20 protein-coding genes are annotated in these 21024 nt (G+C 72.6%); 8 read left to right on the top strand and 12 right to left on the bottom strand.

Going from position 1 to position 21024, the window contains the following annotated elements:
• Positions 1–141 precede the first annotated feature (141 nt).
• Positions 142–618 (top strand): cupin domain-containing protein, encoded by a 477-nt coding sequence (locus AB0K12_RS29325; RefSeq protein WP_364568025.1) that lies wholly within the window; start codon positions 142–144, stop codon positions 616–618.
• Here AB0K12_RS29325 and AB0K12_RS29320 read toward each other — a convergent pair.
• From AB0K12_RS29320 to AB0K12_RS29305, 4 genes are all read right to left on the bottom strand, one after another.
• The gene (locus AB0K12_RS29320; RefSeq protein WP_364568023.1) at positions 581–1921 is read right to left on the bottom strand and encodes an MFS transporter; all 1341 of its coding nucleotides are present in this window, start codon (positions 1919–1921) and stop codon (positions 581–583) included. The two genes, AB0K12_RS29325 and AB0K12_RS29320, sit on opposite strands and share 38 nt — an antisense overlap.
• On the bottom strand, positions 1914–2513 hold the full coding sequence (locus AB0K12_RS29315; protein WP_364568020.1) for a helix-turn-helix domain-containing protein: 600 nt from the start codon (positions 2511–2513) through the stop codon (positions 1914–1916). Before AB0K12_RS29315 ends, AB0K12_RS29320 begins: the two co-directional genes overlap by 8 nt.
• Positions 2514–2563: 50 nt before the next feature.
• Complete coding sequence (locus tag AB0K12_RS29310; protein WP_364568018.1) at positions 2564–3043, bottom strand: GNAT family N-acetyltransferase; 480 nt, start codon at positions 3041–3043, stop codon at positions 2564–2566.
• A 68-nt stretch (positions 3044–3111) separates the two neighbouring features.
• Entirely contained in the window at positions 3112–6336 is a 3225-nt protein-coding gene (locus AB0K12_RS29305) for an efflux RND transporter permease subunit (protein WP_364568015.1), read from the bottom strand.
• A 100-nt stretch (positions 6337–6436) separates the two neighbouring features.
• Between AB0K12_RS29305 and AB0K12_RS29300 the strand changes: the two genes are divergently transcribed.
• The gene (locus tag AB0K12_RS29300) at positions 6437–6898 is read left to right on the top strand and encodes a MarR family transcriptional regulator (RefSeq protein WP_364568012.1); all 462 of its coding nucleotides are present in this window, start codon (positions 6437–6439) and stop codon (positions 6896–6898) included.
• Here AB0K12_RS29300 and AB0K12_RS29295 read toward each other — a convergent pair.
• The 3 genes from AB0K12_RS29295 to AB0K12_RS29285 form a co-directional block, all read right to left on the bottom strand.
• Complete coding sequence (locus AB0K12_RS29295) at positions 6895–7257, bottom strand: GntR family transcriptional regulator (RefSeq protein ID WP_364568009.1); 363 nt, start codon at positions 7255–7257, stop codon at positions 6895–6897. The genes AB0K12_RS29300 and AB0K12_RS29295 overlap by 4 nt on opposite strands.
• On the bottom strand, positions 7251–7562 hold the full coding sequence (locus AB0K12_RS29290) for a hypothetical protein (protein ID WP_364568006.1): 312 nt from the start codon (positions 7560–7562) through the stop codon (positions 7251–7253). The genes AB0K12_RS29295 and AB0K12_RS29290 overlap by 7 nt, the downstream gene beginning before the upstream one ends.
• Before the next feature lie 144 nt (positions 7563–7706).
• Positions 7707–9983: an ATP-binding domain-containing protein gene (locus AB0K12_RS29285; protein WP_364568003.1), complete on the bottom strand. Its 2277-nt coding sequence runs from the start codon at positions 9981–9983 to the stop codon at positions 7707–7709.
• 140 nt (positions 9984–10123) lie between these two features.
• On the opposite strand from AB0K12_RS29285, the gene AB0K12_RS29280 reads away from it, so the two are divergent.
• Positions 10124–10885, top strand: a complete 762-nt coding sequence (locus tag AB0K12_RS29280; protein WP_364568000.1) for an SDR family oxidoreductase — start codon at positions 10124–10126, stop codon at positions 10883–10885.
• Positions 10886–11005: 120 nt separating this feature from the next.
• Here the strand turns inward: AB0K12_RS29280 and AB0K12_RS29275 are convergent, their stop codons facing one another.
• From AB0K12_RS29275 to AB0K12_RS29260, 4 genes are all read right to left on the bottom strand, one after another.
• Positions 11006–11752 (bottom strand): alpha/beta hydrolase, encoded by a 747-nt coding sequence (locus AB0K12_RS29275; RefSeq protein ID WP_364567997.1) that lies wholly within the window; start codon positions 11750–11752, stop codon positions 11006–11008.
• 135 nt (positions 11753–11887) lie between these two features.
• Positions 11888–12748, bottom strand: coding sequence for an aminoglycoside phosphotransferase family protein (locus tag AB0K12_RS29270; protein WP_364567995.1), 861 nt, complete (start codon positions 12746–12748; stop codon positions 11888–11890).
• A gap of 11 nt (positions 12749–12759) precedes the next feature.
• Complete coding sequence (locus tag AB0K12_RS29265) at positions 12760–13881, bottom strand: hypothetical protein (protein WP_364567993.1); 1122 nt, start codon at positions 13879–13881, stop codon at positions 12760–12762.
• Positions 13878–14282: a GntR family transcriptional regulator gene (locus AB0K12_RS29260; RefSeq protein WP_364567990.1), complete on the bottom strand. Its 405-nt coding sequence runs from the start codon at positions 14280–14282 to the stop codon at positions 13878–13880. The genes AB0K12_RS29265 and AB0K12_RS29260 overlap by 4 nt, the downstream gene beginning before the upstream one ends.
• Positions 14283–14468: 186 nt before the next feature.
• On the opposite strand from AB0K12_RS29260, the gene AB0K12_RS29255 reads away from it, so the two are divergent.
• The gene (locus tag AB0K12_RS29255) at positions 14469–16301 is read left to right on the top strand and encodes an alpha/beta fold hydrolase (RefSeq protein WP_364567987.1); all 1833 of its coding nucleotides are present in this window, start codon (positions 14469–14471) and stop codon (positions 16299–16301) included.
• Between the two features lies 1 nt (position 16302).
• On the opposite strand, the gene AB0K12_RS29250 is transcribed toward AB0K12_RS29255, so the two are convergent.
• The gene (locus AB0K12_RS29250) at positions 16303–16767 is read right to left on the bottom strand and encodes a pyridoxamine 5'-phosphate oxidase family protein (protein ID WP_364567984.1); all 465 of its coding nucleotides are present in this window, start codon (positions 16765–16767) and stop codon (positions 16303–16305) included.
• A 96-nt stretch (positions 16768–16863) separates the two neighbouring features.
• On the opposite strand from AB0K12_RS29250, the gene AB0K12_RS29245 reads away from it, so the two are divergent.
• The 4 genes from AB0K12_RS29245 (at position 16864) to hemC (ending at position 20794) form a co-directional block, all read left to right on the top strand.
• Positions 16864–17814, top strand: coding sequence for a nitronate monooxygenase (locus AB0K12_RS29245; protein WP_364567981.1), 951 nt, complete (start codon positions 16864–16866; stop codon positions 17812–17814).
• A 61-nt stretch (positions 17815–17875) separates the two neighbouring features.
• The gene (locus tag AB0K12_RS29240) at positions 17876–19117 is read left to right on the top strand and encodes a PP2C family protein-serine/threonine phosphatase (protein ID WP_364567978.1); all 1242 of its coding nucleotides are present in this window, start codon (positions 17876–17878) and stop codon (positions 19115–19117) included.
• A gap of 102 nt (positions 19118–19219) precedes the next feature.
• A complete protein-coding gene (locus AB0K12_RS29235) occupies positions 19220–19792 on the top strand; it encodes a hypothetical protein (RefSeq protein WP_364567975.1) in 573 nt (190 codons plus the stop codon).
• A gap of 66 nt (positions 19793–19858) precedes the next feature.
• Entirely contained in the window at positions 19859–20794 is a 936-nt protein-coding gene (gene hemC / locus AB0K12_RS29230) for a hydroxymethylbilane synthase (RefSeq protein ID WP_364567972.1), read from the top strand.
• Positions 20795–21024 lie beyond the last annotated feature (230 nt).

Here is a 21024-nt window from a genome sequence, read left to right as displayed (position 1 = left end):
GTCTATTCACACCGCCGCCGGCGGCGTGCAGGTCAGGGGGTCCCCGGCCACACCAAGACTTGAACCGGCCCCTGGTTAACCCGCACCCGCCCCGGACAGCTGACGCCCAGCCGACACCGGAGCAGAACGGGGACAGCCACCATGAACCGATCCCACCCCGCCCGCGGCCTCCTGGCGGCCACGGCGGTGACCGGCCTGCTGACCGCCACCTCCTGCGCCCCCTCCTCCCACCAGCACGCCACCAGCGCCGCGGGCCACGCCCCCGCCGTCGCCACCACGGCCGAGCCTCCCGAGGAGACCCTCGAACCGCTGCTCGAACAGGCGCTGCCCGGCGTCAAGGGCAAGACGTTCACCTCGGCCCTGGTGACGTTCCCGCCCGGCGGCCGCGCGGCGCCGCACCGCCACGGCACCGCCTTCGTCTACGCCTACGTCCTGGAAGGCAGCTTCCGCAGCCGGCTCGCCGGGGAGCCCGTCCGCACCTACCGGCGAGGGGACAACTGGACCGAGCAGCCCGGCGCCCACCACGTCCTCACCGAGAACACCAGCCGCACCCAGCCGGGCAGGCTGCTGGTCATCTTCATCACCGACACCGGTTCCCAGCTGAAGATCGAGGGTTAGCCGTGGGGACGGCGGTCAGGGCCGCACCCGGCGCGCCCCGTCCTGTCCCCGTCCTGTCCCCGTCCTGTCCCCGTCGTGAGCCTGCGACGACGAGCAGCCCCGCCAGCATGAGCCCGCCCGCATGCAGGCAGAGCGTCGGGATGACGCCCATGCGCCCGCCCAGCACGCCCGCCAGCGCCGTCCCGATGAGCGACGTGCCGGCCTGGGCGCTGACGATCAGCCCGAACACCATGCCCGCCCGATCGGCGCCCGCCACCGTCTGCGCGAACGTCGTCAGCCCCGCCATCGACGCCGCCGCGGGGAACCCGGCCAGCGCGATCAGCACCATCGCCGGCCACACCTGCGGCGTCAGCAGCGGATAGGTGAACAGCGCCAGATCCGCCAGCCCGAACACCACCGTCCCCCACCCGAACAGCGCCCGCGGCGTGAGACGGCCCGGCCTGGCGGCCAGGGCCAGCCCGCCCGCGATCCCGCCGACGGCCTGCGCCGACAGGAACAGCCCATAGGCGTCGCCGTCCCCGCCGAGCACGCCGGCCACGAACGGCGCCGCCAGCGTCGAGAAGATCCCCTCACCCAGCCCCGTGATCATCATGTACGCCAGCAGCAGCCGCACCCCGGGAGTCGTCCTGGCCAGCCGCAAACCCGCCAGCCACTGCCCGCCCACCCCCTCCCGCCTCGTCACGACCGCGCGGGCGGGCGGTCGCAGCCCGGCCAGCAGCAGCGCCGAGGCCAGGAACCCGGCCGTCCCGATCCCCACGACCGCGCCAAGACCGCCCGCCCCGACCGCCACCCCGCCGGCCAGCGCCCCCAGCAGCCGGGCCGCCTGGCCGCTCTGCCCGGTCAGCGCATTGGCCCTGACCAGCTGGGATTCCGGCACGATCTGCGGCACCAGCGCCTTCTGCGCGGGGAACAGCACCGTGCTCAGCACCCCGGTCCACAGCGCGACCGCGTACACGATCCACACCTGGCCCGGCTCGCGCACCGCCAGCAGCGGCAGCAGCCCCAGCCCGAGCAGCACGTCCGCCACGACCAGCAGCCGCCGCCGATCCCACCGGTCGGCCAGCACCCCGGCCACCGACCCCAGCAGCACGTCCGGCAGGCGGGCGGCCAGCAGCATGGCGGCGCTCGACAGGGTCGAGCCGGTCAGCACGTACACGTGGTAGGCCAGCCCGGCGCTGATCACCCAGTCGCCGGTCTGCGAGATCAGCCCGGCCGACAGCAGCCGCCGATAGTCCCGGTTCGCCCCGAGTAACTCCCGCAGCCCACCGTCCTGCCGCGCCCTGGTCCCGCCGGCCTCAGTCACCGCTACCGGTCTCCGGCAGCGGCACCAGGAGCGTGGTCAGCTGAACGGGCCGCGCCCCTTCAGGCCGCTCGGACACGTCGGCGATGCGCGCCATCAACGGCTCCAGCAGCCGCCCGATCTCCGTGTCCAGCTCGGCCAGCTCCTCAGGAGTCACATACAGGTACGAGGTGCCGATCCCGCCCGCCTGCCGCCACTCCTCGGGTTCCTCACCGCGCCGCTCCTGCCATTCGGCCAGCCGCGCCAGCGCCCGCTCGGCCATGACCTGCTCCAGCAGCCCTCGCGCCGCCGACTTCTCGGGACTGGTGTCGACGTCGGACCAGTTCTGCGTCAGTGACGTCACCCGCCAGGGCCGCTCCCGATCGTCGCGCGCCTCGGCCTGCTCCACGAGGTCGTAGCGGGCCAGCTGCCGCAGGTGGTAGGAGGCCAGCGCCTGACTGATGCCGACCTCCCGCGCCGCGTCGGCCGCCGTCATGGCCCCTGACCGCATGAGCAGTTCGTGCAGCGCCAGCCGCACGGGATGGGCGAACGCCCGCATCGCGGCCGGATCGTCGAGCGTCTGCCGCGGCCGCTCCCGCCAAGATTCCAAAGACATGCTTGGAATATTCGCCGCACAGCACCCACATGTCAAGGAAACCTTTGGAATCAGGGCTCGTCCAGCACGCGCGTCAGCCGCACGGCCTCCTCCCTGAACCCCAGCGCCGCATAGAACCCCCGCGCGGACACGTTGCCCGCCGCCGTCTCCAACGTCAGGTGACGCACCCCCTGGCCACGCGCCCACTCCTCGGCCGCCGCCACCAGCCGGCGCCCCACCCCCAGCCGCGCGGCATGCGCGGCCACCGCCAGCTCCCCGACGTACGCCTCCGGCGTCCCCGTGACATGGTCCTGCGTGTTGACCGACACCACCCCCACCACCTCACCCCCCGCCACCGCCACGAACACCGCGCCCCGCGCCGCATCACCCGCGCTCAGGAACGCCGCGAGCCAATCACGGGCCGCCGCCACCACCGCCCGAGCGTCACGCCACTCGGCCACCCCCTCCGTCAGCCGCCCGGCCAAGGCCAGCACCGCGTCACGGTCCTCCGCACGCGCGGGCCGGACCCGCACCACATCCTCGAAGCTCATGCCCACCAGCATGCACACACGCAAACGCGCCCGGCGGGGAACGACCCCGCCGGGCGCGCGCGTACAGATCAGGCCGGGTGAGCGGCCAGGTCCTCCTTCTTCGCCGCAGGCTCGCCCGCCGCGTGACGCGGGCCGTCGTCGCGGCGGCGCGACACCACCACATACAGCGTCGGCACCAGCACCAGCGTCAGCAGCGTCGACGACACCAGCCCGCCGATCACCACGATCGCCAGCGGCTGCGAGATGAACCCGCCCGACCCCGTCACACCCAGCGCCATCGGCGTCAGCGCGCAGATCGTCGCCACCGCCGTCATCAGGATCGGCCGCAACCGCCGCCGGCCACCCTCGATCACCGCCTCCACCACGCCCATACCGCGCTCACGGTACTGGTTGATCAGGTCGATCAGCACGATCGCGTTCGTCACCACGATGCCGACCAGCATCAGCATCCCGATCAACGCCGGCACGCCCAGCGCCGTGTCCGTCGCCACCAGCAGCCCGATCGCACCCGTCGCCGCGAACGGAATCGACACCAGCAAGATCACCGGCTGCACGAAACTCCGGAACGTCGCCACCATGATCATGAACACGATCGCGATCGCCGCCAGAATCGCCATCCCCAGATCCGCGAACGCGTCCGCCTGATCAGCCGACACACCACCGATCTCGTACGACGCCCCGGCCCCCAGATCCAGCCCGTCCAGCTTCTCCGTCAGCTCCTGCGTCACCGCACCCAGGTTCCCCGCATCAGCAGCCCGCGCCGACACCGTCGCAGAACGCTCACCGTCGATCCGCGTCACCTGCGTCGGCCCGTCCACCTGACGCACCGACGCCACCGACGACAGCGACACCAGCCCACCGGCCGTCGGCAACCGCAGATCCTTGACCGCCTCGATGTCCTCAGGCGCCTCCGCACCCCGCAACACCAGATCGCTCGCCCGGCCCTCCAGCGTGATCTGCCCCAGCGGCGCACCACGGAACGCCTGCGCCACCGCCTGACCCACCGCCGCCTCCGACAGGCCCCGCGCGGCCGCCTTCTCCCGGTTCACCACGACCTCGACCCGCGGCGCACTCGACTCCAGGTTCGACGACAGATCCCGCAGACCGCCCACACCCTCCATCGCGGTCTTCACCTGGTCCGTCGCCGCACGCAACGCCTCGACGTCCGCCGCCCGCACGATCACGTCGATCGTGTCCGTCGCGAACCCGCCGCCACCGGCGCCGCCGACCGTCACCTCACCCACACCCGACAGGCCGTTGATCTTCTCGCGCAGCTCACGCTCCACCACCGCGGCGTCGGCGTCCTCACCCAGCGTCACCGAGAACGACGCCCGATCCGCGCCACCGCCCAGACCACCCGTCATGGCGTTCCCGCCACCCACGTTCACCTGGTACGTCTCCACACCCGCCTGATCGGCGAGCACCTCCTCGACCTTCGCCGCCGCCTTGTCCGTCGTCGCCAGATCCGTGCCCACCGGCATCCGCTGCGACAACGACAACGTGTTCTGCCCGGAGGCGTCCAGGAAGTTCGTCCGCAGACTGCCCGCCAGACCCATCGTCGCGACGAACACCGCCACCCCGATGAGGATCGTCACCAGCTTGAACCGCGTCGCGAACCGCAGCACCGGCAGATACGCCCGCTGCAACGGCGAGCGCAGCTCCTTCGCCTCGGCCTCCTCACGCTGCTTACGCGCCTCCTCAGGCGACAGGTCAGGAGCCCCCAGGAACCAGTACGCCAGCACCGGCACCACCGTCAGCGACACCACCAGCGACGCCAGCAACGCCACCGTCACCGTGATCGCGAACGGGCTGAACAACTCACCCACCATGCCGCCCACCAGCGCGATCGGCGCGAACACCGCCACCGTCGTCAACGTCGAGGCCGTCACCGCCCCCGACACCTCACGCACCGCCGTCAAGATCGCCTGGAGCTTCGCCTCGCCGTAGGCCAGATGCCGCTTGATGTTCTCCAGCACCACGATCGAGTCGTCCACCACCCGGCCCACCGCGATCGTCAGCGCGCCCAGCGTCAGCAGGTTCAGCGAATAGTCACCCGCCCACAGCACCAGCAGCGCGATCACCACCGACAACGGGATCGACACCGCCGTCACCAGCGTCGAGCGCACCGACAGCAGGAACACCAAGATCACCAGCACCGCGAACACCAGGCCCAGCAGGCCCTCCGTCGTCAGGCTCTCGATCGACTGCTCCACATACGGCGCCTGGTCGAACACCACCGACACCGCTGTGTCCGACGAATCCCCCAAAGCCTTCGTCAGCTCCGGCAGCTTCTCACGGATGTCGTGCGAGATCGCCACCGCGTTCCCGTCCGGCACCATCGTCACCGACAGGCCCAGGCTCTGCTTGCCGGCCGTCCTGGTGATCGCCGTCGCGTCCGCCAGGCCCCGCTTGATCTCCGCGACGTCACCCAGCTTCACCGGCTTGAGCGGCCTCGGCCGCGCCGCCTGCTGCTGCGCCTGCTGCGCCTGGGAGGGCTGAGCCTGGCCCGGCTGCGGCCGCGCCTGCTGCGGATGAGCCTGAGCAGGAGCCTGGGGCTGAGCCGGCGTCAGGTACAGGTTCTTCAGCTTCGCCACCGAGTCGACCCGCGAGCCCACCTGCACCGTCAGCGACTTGCCGTCCGTCGTCAGCGTGCCCGCCGGAATCGGCGTCCCGTTCGCCTTCAGCACCTCAGGAATCTGCGCCGCCGACACCCCCGCCAGCGCCATCTTCTTCGCGTCCGGCTCGATCGTGACGACCTCGTCACGGGTGCCCGTGACCGACGCCTCCCGGACGCCCTCAACGCCCTGCAACTCCGGCACCGCGATCCGCCGCAGCTTGTCGGCCATCGCCCGCTCGTCGCCGCCGTCGCCCACCGCCAGCACCATCACCGGGATGTCATCGGTGTTACCCGCGACCACCTGCGGATCCACCCCGTCAGGCAACGCCGCCCGGTTGATCGCCTGCTGCATCTTGTTCAGCGACGCCTCGATGTCGGTGCCGTACTCGAAGGCCACCTGGATCTGCGCCAGGCCCTCCTTCGACGTCGAGGTCATCTGCTCCATCCCGGCAAGCCCCTGAAAGGACTCCTCGATCGGAGCCGTCACCTGATCCTCGACGATCTCCGGCGACGCCCCGGGATACGCCGCCACGACGAACGCACCAGGGAACGACAACGACGGCAGCAACTGCTGCTTCAACTGCGGGATCGTGAACACGCCGAAAGCGCTGAGCACGACCGCCATCAAGATCACCAAACTGCGGTTGACCAGGCTCAACCGGGCGAATGCGGTCACAGAGCTCCCCCTCCAAGAGTTCGCCCCAGACTAACACTTCGCCTTTAACGAATATTTAACCGCGTCAAGCTTTCCTGATAACCTTCTCAGGAAGCGAGAGGTGAGCGTGAACAACGAACGCGAAGAACTGATCCACCGGATCAACGAGACACAGCGGGCCCTCGCCCGCCTGTTCGCCCAGCAACACCAATCCCCCCTGTTCACCTCCAACCTCACCCTCAGACAACTCAAAGTCATCATGCTCCTGTCCATCAACGGCTCAGCCTCAGGACAGGACCTCGCCCACGACCTCGGCGTCGGCCTCGGCACCGTCACCGGCATCGTCGACCGCCTCGTCGCCCACGGCCTCGTCAGCCGCCACGAAGACCCCCACGACCGCCGCGTACGCCGCGTCGAACTCACCCCCGCCGGCACCGACCTCATCGAAGAGATCAACAACGCCGGCGTCGAACACTACCGACGCCTCATGGCCCACCTCGACACCGACACCCTCCGCGCCCTCGACCAGGTCACCCGCACCATCCGCGACGTCGCCGACAACCTCAACCAGGCAACCCGCTAACGCACCTCACCCAGCAACCGCTCCACCGCCGCCAACGCCTCAGCATCCGACGCCCCCGCCCGCCGCGCCGCCACCACGAACTCCCGCGCCGCATCCTCCAACCGCACCCGCAACCCATCAGCAGACCCCGAGATCACCGCCGTACGCCCCCGCCGCAACTCCACCAACCCCTCATCACGCAACTGCTGATACCCCCGCAACACCGTGTGCAGATTGATCCCCAGCGACGACGCCACCGTCCGCGCCGACGGCAACCGATCACCCGGCCTCGCCGTCCCATTCGCCACAGCGGCCCGCACCGCACCCGCCACCTGATCCGACAACGGCTGACCCGCCGCGAAATCCACCGTGATCAGCACGAACGCGACCCCCTCAACCGCTCCACCCACCCGTTCACCAACGCCTGCCCCCACGGCACATGCCAGAACGACAGGAACGCCAGCGCCTCCGCCCACACCAGCAGGCCCCACACCGGCTGCGCCGACCACGCCTGCCAGGTGAACTCCACCCGCGTCGCGAACGACCAGCCGTGCACCCGCACCCGCTGAGGCAGCTCATCACCCATGGTCGCGACCAGCAGCACCGGCACCAGGAACATCGGCAGGGGACCGAGCACCGCGATCGCCAGCCGCCGTAACCGGCCCTGGGCGGCGTAGTCCTTCATGAGGACTCCAACTGTTCGACTGTGGCTATAACACTATAAAAGGCGTCGAACCCCGGAGGCGCAAGCCCCTTCGGCCATCGGTGCAGGGGTTGTAGAGGCGCCGGTGTGCTCAGAACCAGCCCGGCGCCTTTACGATGTAGATTTCTAAGCCAGCCGGGACAGCACCGACGGCAGCTCACCCTCGTACACCACCGTCAGCCGCCGCGTCGCCCGCGTCACCGCCACGTACAGGTCCTGGCCGCCCATCGGCGACTGCCCCAGGATGCCCGCGGGATCCACCACCACGACCGCGTCGAACTCCAGCCCCTTGGCCTGCCCCACCGTCAGCACCGCCACCGGCGCCTCGAGCCCGCCGTCGGGGAACAGCGCCGACACCTGCGCGTGCCGCGCGTCAGGGGTCAGCACGCCCAGCCGGCCCTCCCCGACGGCCGCCAGCTCCTCGGCCACCACCCCGGGCAGCCCGGCCACGGGCAGCTCCAGGGCACGCGGCTCGGCCTCGCCCTCGCGTACGGACTCCGGCGGCTCCTGCTCGGGCGCGAAGGCCCGCAGCACGTCGGCCGCCACCCGCATGATCTCCACCGGCGTCCGGTAGTTGACCTCCAGCCGCTCCACCCGCCACCGGCCCTCCAGGTACGGGTCCAGCACCTCGCCCCACGACCGCGCGCCCGCCGCCGAGCCGGTCTGCGCCAGGTCGCCCACGACCGTCAGCGACTTGGCCGGCACCCGCCGCATCACCATCCGCCACGCCATCGGCGACAGCTCCTGCGCCTCGTCCACGATCACATGCCCGTACGCCCACGAGCGGTCCGCCGCCGCCCGGTCCGCCGTCGTCAGGGCGATGCCGTCGTCGGCGTGCCGCTCGGCCAGCACGTCGGCCCGGTCCAGGATGCCCTGCTCGGCCACGCCCGTGACCTGCAGCACCTCGGCCGCGTACCGCTCCTGCCCGGCCTGCTCCTCGCGCTCCAGCCGGCCCGCCGCCCGCCGCGCCGAGTCGTCCTCGCCCAGCAGCTCGGCCGCCTCGTCCAGCAGCGGCACGTCGCCCGCCGTCCACGGCGACTCCAGCGGCCGCACCAGCGCGCGCCACGCCAGCCCCTCAGGAGCGGCCGCCGCCAGCTCCTCCGGGGACGACAGCAGCTCGGCGACGAACCGCTGCGGCGTCAGCTCAGGCCACAGCTCCTCCACCGCCGCCCGCACCTCCGGCTCGCCCCACAGGCGCTGCGAGGCCAGCTCGATGTCCAGCTCGTCCAGGTCGCCCTCCAGATCCAGCGGCTCGCTCAGCTCGGGCTCGCCCTCGATCTGCAGGTCCTCGATGTGCAGCGACTCCTCAAGCGCCCGCGCCTCGGCCCTGGCCAGCTCCTTCAGCAGCTCGGTGACGTACAGCTTGCGCGCCATGTTGTGCGGCAGCCGCACCGCGCGCGCCCGCTCGCGCAACCGCAGGCACGTCTCGTGCGGCACCCGCAGCCGCAGCCCGTCGAGCTCCACCACCAGCTCGCCGTCCGGAACCCGCTGCCGCCGCCGCAGCGCCTCGGCGACCAGCCCGGCCATCCGCAGGTCGCCCTTGACCACCGCCGGCGCCGGCGCGTCCACCGCCGCCGCCCGCACCCCGGGGAACATCTCCCCGACCGTGGTCATCACCACCTGCGTCTCCCCCAGCGCCGGCAGCACCTGGCTGATGTAGCGCAGGAACATCGGGTTGGGGCCCACCACCAGCACACCGCGCCGCTCCAGCGTGTCGCGGTGGGTGTAGAGCAGATACGCCGCCCGGTGCAGCGCCGCCACCGTCTTGCCGGTGCCCGGACCCCCCTGCACGACCAGCGCCCCCTGCAGCCCGGCCCTGATCACCCGGTCCTGCTCGGTCTGGATGGTGGCCACCACGTCGCCCATCCGCCCCGTACGGCCCCGGCGCAGCGCCGCCAGCAGCGCCGCCTCGCCCACCAGCGTGCGGCGCTCGCCCTCGGCCATGCCGTCCAGGTCGAACACCTCGTCGTCGATGCCGACCACCACGCGGTCCTTCAGATGCAGGTGCCGCCGCCGCACCAGGCCGCCGGGATCGGTGGCGGTCGCCACGTAGAACGGCCGCGCCGCCGGCGCCCGCCAGTCGATGAGCGCCGACGCGTGGCTCTCGTCGCGCAGCCCGATCCTGCCGATGTACGTGCTGCGGCCCTCGCCGTCGTCGATGCGGCCGAAGCACAGGCCCCGCTCGACCGCGTCGAGCTGCGCCAGCCGGCGCGCCTGCTCCGCGGCCATCGTCTCGCGCTCCACCATCGCCTGGCGGGTGCCGGCCGCGCCGCCCCTGGCGTACACCTCGCGCAGCGTCGCCCGCGCCCGCTCCCTGGCGGCGTCGAGCCGGCCGTACAGCCACGACACAGTGCGCTGCTCGGTGTCAAGGGCTTCGGCGAGACCATCTTGACGATTAGTCATTCGCTGATATACTCCTAACAGGAGGGCTGTAACAGCTCCGTCTTGAAGTGATGGACGTACGAGCTTAACGCCCGCGCATGCCCGCGCGCAATCGCCCCCCTCCTCTTCCTCCGCGCCGCAGAGTGCTAGCTTGCCTGTCCATGTCGGACTATCTGCGGGAACTCTTCTCCCTCCACGGCCGGCGCGCCCTGGTCACCGGCGGCAGCTCCGGGATCGGGTACGCCATGGCCGAGGCCATCGGCCGCGCCGGAGCCGAAGTCGTCATCGTCGCCCGGACGCAGAGCGCGCTCGACCAGGCCGTCACCCGCATGCGCGAGCACGGCGTCACCGCCTCCGCCATCGCCGCCGACCTCGGCGAGCGCGACGACGTCGAACGCGTCCTGGCCACCGCGGGCGACATCGACATCCTCGTCAACGACGCCGGCAACAACATCCGCAAGCCCATGGCCGACCTCACCCAGGACGACTACGAGCGCACCCTGGCCGTCAACTTCACCGCCCCCTACCTTCTCGGCCAGCACTACGGACCCAAGATGGCCGCCCGCGGCTGGGGCCGGATCATCAACGTCGGCTCCCAGCAGTCGATCAGCGCCTTCGGCGACAGCGGCATCTACGGCGCCTTCAAGGCCGCGCTCGCCGGGCTCACCCGCTCCCAGGCCGAGGCGTGGTCGGTCGACGGGGTGCGCGTCAACACGATCATCCCCGGCTTCGTCCTCACCCCGCTCACCGCCGAGGCCCAGGCCGTCCCCGGCCGCGTCGAAGCCCTCGCCGCCCGCCACATGGTGGGCCGCAACGGGCTGCCGCAGGACTTCGGCGGCGCCGCGGTGTTCCTCGCGAGCGAGGCGTGCTCGTTCGTCACCGGCCAGATGCTCTTCGTGGACGGCGGCTTCGCCGTCCACTGACCGGACGTCTCCTGCCCCGCTAACGGAACCGGGACGCTTGAGGCCGGTCGGCGGCGTCGAGGTGCCGCCCTCCAGCCGGGTCGGCAAGGGGCCGACCCGGCTGGGCAAGGGCGGCGTCCGCTACGGCTTCGTGCTGGAGCCGTCCGGCCCCGACTGAGCCAGGTGGCGGGCGAAGAAGCGCACCTCCTCGTCCACCTCGAACGGCGGCACGTCGCCGTGCCCGCCGGGGTTGGCGTGCAGCGTCTTGTCAGGCGTGCCCAGGGCGTCGAACAGGGCCAGGCCCCGCTCGCGCGGCACCAGCCGGTCGTCCCACTGCAGCAGGAACCGGACCGGCACCTTGACCTGGGCGGCCTCCCCGGTCAGGCCGTCGGCGCCGAGCAGGCCCAGGACCGCCGCGCCGATCCTGGGCTCCGCCGCGATGAGCGGGATGCCGAGGCCGCACCCCATCGACAGGCCGCAGTAACCGGCCAGGCCGTCGCCGACCTCGTCGAGGCGCTGCACGGCGGTCAGCACCGCGCGCCACTCGGCGACGGCCTGGCCGGCCAGGTGTGCGTGCATGGCGGCGACCAGCGCACCCGGGTCGCCGCCCCCGCGCAGCCCGGCCACGATCCGGCCGAACTCCTCGTCCTTGGGCCGGTCGCCGTGGTTCGGCGCGTCGATCGCGACCACCGCGAAGCCCGCGGCGGCGTAGCGGCGGGCGCGGGCGACGACGCCCGGGGCGGTCTTGTGCCGGCCGCCGCCGTGGCCGAGCAGGATCAGCGGGCGCGGGCCGGCGGCCTGCGGCGTCCACAGGACGCCGGGGACGTCATCGAGGGTGAAGAACTGTTCGGTGACGCCGTCGGACGACGTCAGGGAGGTGAAGCGCATCAGCGTTCCACGCCTTTCGGGAGGACCTCACGCGGGCGCTCCCCAAGCCACGCGAACGAGGGAGCCCCGACCTGTCTCAGCGTTGATCGGTCTCACCTCCTCCGGTCACAGTGGTGTCCGGCGACGCTATCACGTTCAGCTGAGGAGCACCTGCCCGAGTACGTGCTCGCCGATGGCCGCCATGCCCGGGTGGTCGGCCGAAGTCACGGCCAGCGCGGTGCCCATGCACAGCGCCCAGCCTCGGGCGCGTTCCCACGTCATCGCGTCGGCGTCCACGTGCGCCCGGAACACCTCGCGCGCGTCCTCGTCGAACACCAGCCACGCCGCGGCCAGGTCGGTGGCGGGGTCGCCGCTGGTGAGGTCGCCGAAGTCCAGCACGGCCGCCAGCCCGCCCTCGTCGATGAGGAGGTTCGCGGGGTGCGGGTCGCCGTGCAGCCACAGGGCGGGGCCCTGCCAGTGCGGCAGCGCGACCAGCTTCTCCCACAGTGCGAGCAGCTCGGCCGAGCGGGGGATGGACGGCAGCCGCCGCCGTACGGCGTCGTCGCGGGCGGCCAGCGGCACGCCGCGCACGGGGTTGCGGGGCGCCTCCGGGGGCGCCGGCCGGTGCAGGCCCGTCATGAAGCCGGCCAGCGGCACGGCCAGCCCGGCGCGATCGGGCGGCGGCACCGTGGCGACCGTACGGCCCTCGAACCAGGGCACGATCGTCCACGGCCACGGATACCCCTCACCCGGCGCCCCGGCCCTGACCGGCACGGGCAGGGCGACCTCGACGTACGCGGACAGGACCGGCAACCAGCGCTGCTCGTTGACGATGAGATCGACGGCCACCTGGCGGCGCGGCAGGCGTACGGACAGGTCCCGGCCGAGGCGGTGGATGACGTTGTCCCAGCCGTTGGCGACGAGGGTGAGCGGGCCGGCCAGGTCCGGGTGCTGCGTTCTGACGAGGCGGTCGACGAGGGTTTCGCCGATGTCGAACTCGGCAGCGGGGGTGTTCATGGATCGCGCCTTTACATTGTAGATTCGGGGAGGTCGATGACGCCGAGGACGGAGAGCACGGCCACCACGGCGATGACGGCCACGATCGCCCAGGCGATCGGGTTACCGAGGTTGAGGGTCCAGCGGCCGCCCACGCGCTGGTGGACGAGGATCGCCGGGTCCATGCGGTTGGCGTACAGCATGCCGGCGAGGTGCCAGTGGCGGTCGTCGCCGCGCTGGACGTAGCCGGACTCCTGCTCCTCCCCTGGCAGCGGGGGCAGGCGATGGCCGGCTTCGCCGACGCGTACCGCGAAGGTCAGGCCGGCGAGCGCCACGGCGGCCACCGGCAGCCAGGTGAGCACCGTCACGAGCGTGCCGGACGGCAGAACCTGCCACATCTGCAGGGCGAGGAGCAGCAGGGTGAGGTTCGCGCCGGCCACGCCGGCCAGCAGGAGGCGGGACAGGCCGCGCAGGTAGACGCGGTAGCGGCGGGCCGACCCTTGGGGGCGGGCCGCGTCGAGGTCGGGGCGGGCCCGCAGCAGGGCGGCGACCAGGAGCGGGGTGAGGAGGGTGAGGGCGAGCTGCGACAGGACGGGGGCGAAGGCGGTGGCGGGGGTCGTGGGCACGCGGGTCACCGCGTCGACGCCCCAGCCGCGCAGCGTGGCCAGCGTGTCCGGCAGGGCGGCGTAGCGCGTTGACCCGACGGCCGCGGTGATCAGCAGCAGCAGGACGGGCGGGATGAGCAGCCGCCACGGTACGCGCTCCGGGTCGGTGCGCAGCGTGGTGTCGGCGGCGATCGCCTGCCGCACTCCCTCGTACCACTTGCCGCGACGTTTGGCCGCCGCCACCGCGCGGTGAGCGGCGTAGAAGAGGCCGATCTGGACGGCGCCCAGGACCACGATGACGGCCTGCAGCACGCCCGGCGTGCCGAGGAGGACCGCCGAGGACGGCGCGAGCAGCGCCGCGACGCCGCCGAGGAGCAGGACGGAACGGGTGTAGCGGCGGCGCTGGGCGGTGACGGCCGGGTCGGCCACGTGGGCGCCGGGCACCCGCACGCCGAACGGCAGCGTCGGGCGGCCCAGCACCGGCACCGCCCACGCCACCGCCGTCAGCAGCGCGACCAGGGACAGACAGGTCAAGGCGATCATCATCATGCCGGTGTTCTCCCTTTCCTGGCTCCGAACGCGTCGAGCACGTCACCGCACCGCCGCAACGCCTCCTGCTCGCCGAGGCCGTGCACCACCGCCTCGGCGAGCAGCGTCCGCAGCCGGGTCTCCCACTCCTCGGCGAAGCCCGCCTCCGCGGGCCCCGAGCCGGCGTCGCGGCGCACCACCGCCCCGCTCTTGCGGTTGATCCGGATGACTCCCTGCCTGCGCAGCAGGTCGTAGGCCTTGTTCACGGTGTGGAAGTTGATCGCCAGGTCGGCGGCCAACTGCCGGGTGGATGGCAGCGCCGATCCCTCCACCAGATCACCGTCGGCGATGGCCTCCACCACCCGGTCACGGATCTGCTGGTAAATCGGCACCTCGCTGTCGAGGTCGATCGTCAGAAGCACACTCGCAGTTTATCTGATATAGATGAAATATAACAGATAGAAAAGGCGCGCCACTCGAGCGGGCCCGCCTGCAAGCGAGAGGAACGACCTCCATGACCATCCAGCGAACCGCATCGAGCGAACCGTCCGCCGCGTTCCCGCAGGCAGGCGACCTGTCCGTCGGCTCACCCAGAAAGGGCTCCCCCTATGCGATCGACCGCTGAACGCCGCCTCGCCAGCCCACCCGGCGGCCCCGTCGGTGGCCGGCGGCGCGAGCTGACCGTCTTCGTGCTCATCGGCTTCGGCATCCCGTGGCTGCTCTGGCTGCTGCGGGTGCGTACCGGCATCGACGTGGTCGCGCCGGGCGGGATGATCGCGGTCGGGCTGGCCACGTTCGCGGCCCTGCGCCTGGGCGGACGGACGGGCACCGTCGCGCGCGACACCGCGCTCGTCCCGATCCGCCCGGTTCGCCGGCTCGTCCGCTTCTGCGCGATCGCGCTCGGAGCCACGCTCGCCTTCGGCTTCCTCGCCGTCGCGATCGGCGCGTGGGCGGGGGAGTATCCGACCGACCTGCAGAACTTCTCCGGGCTGCGCGCCGCGTACGACATGACAGGCGAGCCCCTCCAGCTGATCCTGTCCGCGCTGGCGGTCAACATCGGGCTGCTCGTGGTGGTGCTGCCGCTGGCGCTCTGCGAGGAGTGGGCCTGGCGGGGCTTCCTGCTCCCCCGGCTCCGGCAGCTCGGCCTGTGGCCGGCGCTGCTGGCCAGCGGGCTGATCTGGGGGGTGTGGCACCTGCCCGGATACGTCGGCGCGGGCGCTTCGCCGGGGTTCGCCCCTTTCCTGGTGACCACGGTGTTCTTCGGCGTCCTGCTCGGGTGGCTGCGGCTGGCGTCCGGGCTGATCTGGCCCGGCGTGCTCGCCCACGCGGCCAACAACACGCTGGTCACGGCCTTCGTGAACGTCGTGTTCAGCGCCGACGACGAGCGGGCGCTGAGCAACCCGTGGACCGTCGGCCTCAGCGGCTGGCCCGGCTGGCTGACCATGCTCCCCGTCATCCTCGTGGGGACGCGCGCGATCCGGCGCGCCGCCGAAGGCGACCCCGCCTTCGGCGGCCTCCCACGGCGGCGGCCGCATCCCCTGCGGCGGATCCTCGCCGCCTCACTCGGCCTGGTCATCGTGGCCGCGCTCGCCGGGACGGCCGTCGAGCAGTCCATGGCTCGCACGGACGCGCGGCGCTTCCCCGCGCCCGGCCGCCTCGTCAGCGTCGGCACGCACCAACTGCACCTGCGCTGCCTGGGCAGCGGCAGCCCGGCGGTCGTGTTCGAGTCGGGATGGGGTGACTCGTCCACGACCTGGGACGGCCTGCAGCGGGAGCTGACCGCTTCCGGGCGGCGGTCCTGCGCCTATGACCGGGCGGGTCACGCCTGGAGCGAGCCGGGCCCCGGCGTGCGGGACGCCTCGGCCGAGGCGGCTGAACTCGTGACGTTGCTGGCGAACGCGGGCGAGCGGGGGCCGTTCGTGTTCGTCGGGCACTCCTGGGGCGGGCACGTCCTGCGGCTGCTGCGCGCGCAGCGGCCCGGGCAGGTCGCCGGGCTGGTGCTGCTCGACATCGCGGACGAGCGGAACACCGGCCTGGCGGCTCCGGCCACGATCCAGGCGCACGTGTGGTCCTTCGCGGCCGGCGCGGGACTGCTGCGTACCGGAGCCTGGATGGTGGATCCCCGTGAACCGCGCCTCACCCGCGACAACGCCCCCGTCGTCTTCGGCCCGGCCACCTGGGCCGCCGCCGCTGCCGAGATGCGCGCGTACGACGCCACCGTCCGCGCCGTCCGGAGCCTCCCCCGCGGGCCGGGGTCATGGGGCGGCCTGCCCCTGACCGTCATCAGCGCCCAGGACACCCGCGAACAGCCGGCGCGGCTCTCCACGCGCGGCCGGCACGTCGTCGCGGCCACGCAGGACCACTACGTGCACCTCGCCGAACCCGCGCTCGTCCTGCGGGAGATCCACCGGGTGCTCGAGCAGGCCGCCTTTACAAAGTAGATCACTTGCGGCGGAACTCCCGTTCCCCCACCCCTTCGCGCCAGGACCGGATGATCAGCTCATCGCCCTCGACCCGGGTCCACACCACCTCGCCCACATCGACGCGGAACAGGTGGGAGCCGGGCTCGGTCTGCCCGCAGGCCGCGAGCTCGTCCGGGTCGGTGATCTCCACCGCCCGGCCGGCCAGCTTCACATCGCCCTCCCACGCGGCGGGATCGTCGTTGAACGCGGACGTGACGTGAATCGCCATCCGCGGATCTCGCCGCAGGTCGTGCGCCTTGACCGCGCCGCCCATCGAGCCCAGCCACAGCTCGCCGTCCTTGCGGTCGACCTCGGTGCCGCTGACCCGCGGCGACCCGTCCTTGCGCAGGGTGGCGAGGACCTTGTGCTTGTACGCGTCCATGACCCGCTGAGCCGCCTCGGCCAGCTCGGGCGCCTGACGCTGGAAATCCTGCCAAGAAGCCATGGCCCCCATCATGGACCGCCGCACCCCCGTCCGCGTACGCGGTCGAACGGGGGCGGGGTTACGCTGAGGCCGCCATGGGCTGAGCGAGGAGGAGCCATGCCGCGTACCTGGTTGACCGAGCGGTTCGAGTTGCAGGTGCCCCTGGTGGGGGCGCCGATGGCGGGGGTGAGCGACGGGCGGCTCGCGGGGGCCGTGTCGGCGGCGGGGGCCCTCGGCATGTTCGGGGTGCCACCGTCGGTGCCGGTGTCGTGGATCGAGGAGCAGGCCGGGATCGCCGCCGCGAGCGGGCGGCCGTACGGCATCGGGCTGCTGGCCTGGGGACTGTCCGACGAGCACCTGAAGGCGGTGCTGCGGGTGCGGCCCGCCCTGGTGTCGGTGAGTTTCGGCGACTACGTCCCGTACGTCGAGCCGCTGCGTGCGGCCGGCATCACCGTGGCCGTCCAGGCGGGCACCACCGAGGAGGCCGTGCAGGCCGAGCGGGCCGGCGTGGACGTCGTGGTGGCCAGGGGCGGCGAGGGCGGCGGGCACGGCCGCGACGACGTGGCCACGCTGCCGCTGCTGCAGACCGTGCTCGACGCGGTCCGCGTCCCGGTGCTGGCCGCCGGCGGCATCGCCACCGCGCGCGGGCTGGCCGCCGTGCTGGCCGCGGGAGCCGAGGGCGGCTGGGCCGGCACCGCGTTCCTCGGCTGCACCGAGACGACGCTCCCGCCCGAGGGGCTGCGGCGGGTGCTCGACGCCGGGGAGACGAGCACCGCGTACGGGCGGGTCTTCGACGTCGCCCAGGGGCTGCCGTGGCCGCCCGAGTACGGCGGCCGGGCGCTGCGCAACGCGTTCTACGACCGCTGGCGGGGCCGCGAGGACGAGCTGGCCCGCGACGAGCAGGCACGCGCCGGGCTGGAGGCGGCACGGCGGGGCCTCGACTTCGACACCGCCTACGTCTACGCGGGCCAGGCCGTGGGGACGGTGACGCGGGAGCGCGGCGCCGCCGACGTGGTCGCCGGCTTCGCCGCCGCGGACACGCTGCTGTCCCGCTTCGCCGCCCCCTGATCGAGCGCGGCCCGCGCGGGTAGGGGCCGGGAGGAAAGGACCGCGCGGAGGGGGGACGGCGTTGCGGAGCGAGAGTGAGCAGGCACTGCACGACGTGCCCAGCGAGGGCGAGCGGACGCTCGACGGCCTGCTGGACGCCATGCACCTGGCCGGCATGGAGGAGATGCCCGCACTGGTTTCCGAGCACGCGCGGCTCGAGGGTTTCTCCGACGTCTCGATCTACGTGACCGACCTGCAGCAGCTGCTCCTCGTCCCGCTGCCGAACCAGCGGGACGCGGGGGGCGGCCCGCTGCCCACGATCAGGATCGACGGGACGCTGGCTGGGCGGGCGTTCCGGTCGATGTCGCTGGTGCGGTCCCCGGCGGGCGGGGAGGGGCCGTACCGGGTGTGGGCGCCGCTGCTCGACGGCACCGAGCGGATCGGCCTGCTCGGCGTGACGGTGCCGCACGGCGGCGAGGTGGTGGAGCGGCGGATCAAGACGCTCGCGTCGCTGGTGGCGCTCCTGGTGCTGAGCAAGCGCCCGCACAGCGACTCGTGGGCCCGGCTGGTACGCGCCCGCCCCATGGCGCTGTCGGCCGAGGTGCTGTGGAACCTGCTGCCGCCCGGCACGTTCGCCAAGGACGACGTGGTGGTCAGCGCGGCGCTGGAGCCCGCGTACGAGATGGGCGGCGACACCTACGACTACGCGATCGACGGCCACACCCTGCACCTGTCGATCTACGACGCGATGGGCCACGACACCTCCGCCGGGCTGACCGCCACGCTCGCCGTGGGGGCGAGCCGCAACCACCGTAGGCAGGGCATGAGCTTGGCCGAGACCGCGCAGGCGGTGGACGAGGCGATCATGAGCGAGTTCGAGGGCCGCTTCGCCACCGGGGTGCTGGCCTCGCTCGACCTGCGGACCGGGCTGCTGGCCTGGGTCAACCGCGGACACCACCCGCCGCTGGTGCTGCGCGACGGACGGCTGGTGGCGACGCTGTCGGGCGTCCCCGACCCGCCGATGGGGTTCGGGCTGAGCGTCTCGACCGGGGAGCTGCACTCCCAGCTGCAGCCCGGCGACCGGCTGCTGTTCTACACCGACGGCGTCATCGAGGCGCAGAGCCCGGACGGTGAGCGGTTCGGGCTCGAGCGGTTCATCGGGTTCGTCACCAAGCGGGAGGCCGACGGGCTCCCGATCCCGGAGACGCTGCGGCGCCTCATCCAGGCGATCCTGGCCCACCAGCGGGGGCGGCTGCAGGACGACGCGACCGTGATGACCGTGGAGTGGAAGCCCCGCCGTCCCCGCCACCAGCTCGTCCTCTGACCTCACGCCCCCGTCGCGCACAGGAAGACCGCCGGGGCGGCCGCGGGCGCGGGCGGCGAAATTCGGGTGCGGCGCGGGCTCCGGCGGTGTTTCATGCATCGGATGATCAACGATCCGCTGGAGCGCCTGCGCGCCGCCGTCCGCCGTACCCAGGAGACCTACCGCACGAGCACCGGGCTCGGCCATGAGGACGCCGACGACGACATCGGCACGATCGGCACCGACGGCGCGATCGGCTTCGACCCGTTCCCGCTGCTCGAAGCCCTGCACCGGCACGGCGTCAGGGCCGTGGTGATCGGGCAGGTGGCGGGGATCATGCACGGGTCCGAGGAACTGACCGGCGACCTCGACCTGCTCTGGGACGGCAACCCCGCGAACGCCCCGGCCTTGGCGAAGGCGTTCGCCTCGGCCGGCGGGCCGCTCACGGAGCCGGAATCGTTCCTGCGGCCGAAGGTGCCGTTCACCGTGCGGGGAGCGGGCGGCGACTGCTGCACGCCTGCGCTGCCGTGGGGCGACCTGCACGTTCCCGGGTTCCTCGACCGCGCGCTCACGGCCACCGGCCGGGACGGTCTCCAGGTGCATTACGCCTGCCTCGACGACCTGATCCTGATGCGGCGCGCGCTGGGCCGTCCCAAGGATCTGCGGCGCGCGGCCGAGCTGGAACGCCTGCGCTGAGGCGGCGTCATCCATTTCGTCGGCAATCCGAGTCCGGTGCGAGGGGTGACGGTCTACGATCGGCGAATGGCCGTACCCGAGCTCATCCGCATCACCACCCGATCGTCGCCCATGGCGCTGGCCCAGGTCGAACGCGTCCGCGCCGAGCTCGCGGCGCTGCACCCCGGCATCCGCACGGAGGTCGTGCCGGTGACGACGTCCGGCGACAGGTGGCAGGGGGCGCTGTCGGCGCTGGGCGGCAAGGGCGCGTTCACCAAGGAGGTGGACGAGGCGCTGCTGACCGGCCGGGCGGACCTGGCGGTGCACTGCATGAAGGACATCCCGGCCGACCGGCCGCTCCCGGCGGGCACGGTGTTCGCCGCCCACCTCAAGCGCGACGACCTGCGCGACGCGCTCGTCCACCCGGGCGGCCTCACCCTGGACGAGCTGCCCGACGGCACCCGCATCGGCACCTCGTCGGTACGCCGCGTCGCCCAGCTCGCCTCCTCCCACCCGCGCCTGCGCTGCGTGCCGATCCGCGGCAACGCCAACAGCCGCCTGGCCAAGCTCGACGCGGGCGAGGCCGACGCCCTCATGCTCGCGGTGTCCGGTCTCGAGCGCATCGGCCTGAGCGAGCGCATCAGCGAGACGCTGTCGCTGGAGACGATGTGCCCGCCGATCGGCGCCGGCGTGCTCGCGCTGCAGTGCCGCGAGGACGACTCCGCGACCATCGACGCCGTCGCCGGCCTCAATCATCAGCCCACCTGGCGCGAGATCACCGCCGAGCGCATGCTGCTGCACGTCCTGCAGGGTCACTGCAACAGCCCCATCGCCGGGTACGCCCGCGCGGAGCGCGACGGCCGTCTGTCGCTGCGGGCGCGGGTGTTCTCCCCCGACGGCAAGACGGTCCTCGACGCCCACGAGTGGGCCGGCCCGCTCGACCCGGCCACCCTCGGCACCTCCGTCGCCGTCGCCCTGCTCCGTCAGGGCGCCCGCGAGGTCATCGACGCGATCCCGCACTGAGCGGGCGTTTCTGCTCTTGTCCGGCCGGGAGGGGCGGCCGGGGCGTCCGCTCGGCCGGGGGCGGCGTCGCTGCGGCAGGGGCCGGGGGACGGCGAACCGGCCGTCCTCGTCTCCGCCTTCGAGTCATCGGGATTCACGGGCGGCATCACCTGGCACCGGAACCCCGGCCGCAACCGCCTCCTGCGGTCCTTTGTGATGGGGCAGACGCCCTGGCCGGCCACCAGGTGACC

This window comes from Nonomuraea sp. NPDC049419 (genome assembly GCF_040676995.1).
In the GTDB taxonomy this organism is placed as follows: domain Bacteria; phylum Actinomycetota; class Actinomycetes; order Streptosporangiales; family Streptosporangiaceae; genus Nonomuraea; species Nonomuraea salmonea.
This window is presented reverse-complemented; position numbering and strand designations above follow the sequence as displayed.

Bases quoted from the DNA above. Each gene is read 5' to 3' on its own strand.
- AB0K12_RS29310 (WP_364568018.1), bottom strand. From the start codon at position 3,043: ATGAGCTTCGAGGATGTGGTGCGGGTCCGGCCCGCGCGTGCGGAGGAC.
- AB0K12_RS29275 (WP_364567997.1), bottom strand. From the start codon at position 11,752: ATGCGCTTCACCTCCCTGACGTCGTCCGACGGCGTCACCGAACAGTTC.
- AB0K12_RS29325 (WP_364568025.1), top strand. From the start codon at position 142: ATGAACCGATCCCACCCCGCCCGCGGCCTCCTGGCGGCCACGGCGGTG.
- AB0K12_RS29245 (WP_364567981.1), top strand. From the start codon at position 16,864: ATGCCGCGTACCTGGTTGACCGAGCGGTTCGAGTTGCAGGTGCCCCTG.
- AB0K12_RS29265 (WP_364567993.1), bottom strand. From the start codon at position 13,881: ATGATGATGATCGCCTTGACCTGTCTGTCCCTGGTCGCGCTGCTGACG.
- hemC (WP_364567972.1), top strand. From the start codon at position 19,859: ATGGCCGTACCCGAGCTCATCCGCATCACCACCCGATCGTCGCCCATG.
- AB0K12_RS29280 (WP_364568000.1), top strand. From the start codon at position 10,124: ATGTCGGACTATCTGCGGGAACTCTTCTCCCTCCACGGCCGGCGCGCC.
- AB0K12_RS29235 (WP_364567975.1), top strand. From the start codon at position 19,220: ATGATCAACGATCCGCTGGAGCGCCTGCGCGCCGCCGTCCGCCGTACC.
- AB0K12_RS29290 (WP_364568006.1), bottom strand. From the start codon at position 7,562: ATGAAGGACTACGCCGCCCAGGGCCGGTTACGGCGGCTGGCGATCGCG.
- AB0K12_RS29255 (WP_364567987.1), top strand. From the start codon at position 14,469: ATGCGATCGACCGCTGAACGCCGCCTCGCCAGCCCACCCGGCGGCCCC.
- AB0K12_RS29285 (WP_364568003.1), bottom strand. From the start codon at position 9,983: ATGACTAATCGTCAAGATGGTCTCGCCGAAGCCCTTGACACCGAGCAG.
- AB0K12_RS29250 (WP_364567984.1), bottom strand. From the start codon at position 16,767: ATGGCTTCTTGGCAGGATTTCCAGCGTCAGGCGCCCGAGCTGGCCGAG.
- AB0K12_RS29270 (WP_364567995.1), bottom strand. From the start codon at position 12,748: ATGAACACCCCCGCTGCCGAGTTCGACATCGGCGAAACCCTCGTCGAC.
- AB0K12_RS29315 (WP_364568020.1), bottom strand. From the start codon at position 2,513: ATGTCTTTGGAATCTTGGCGGGAGCGGCCGCGGCAGACGCTCGACGAT.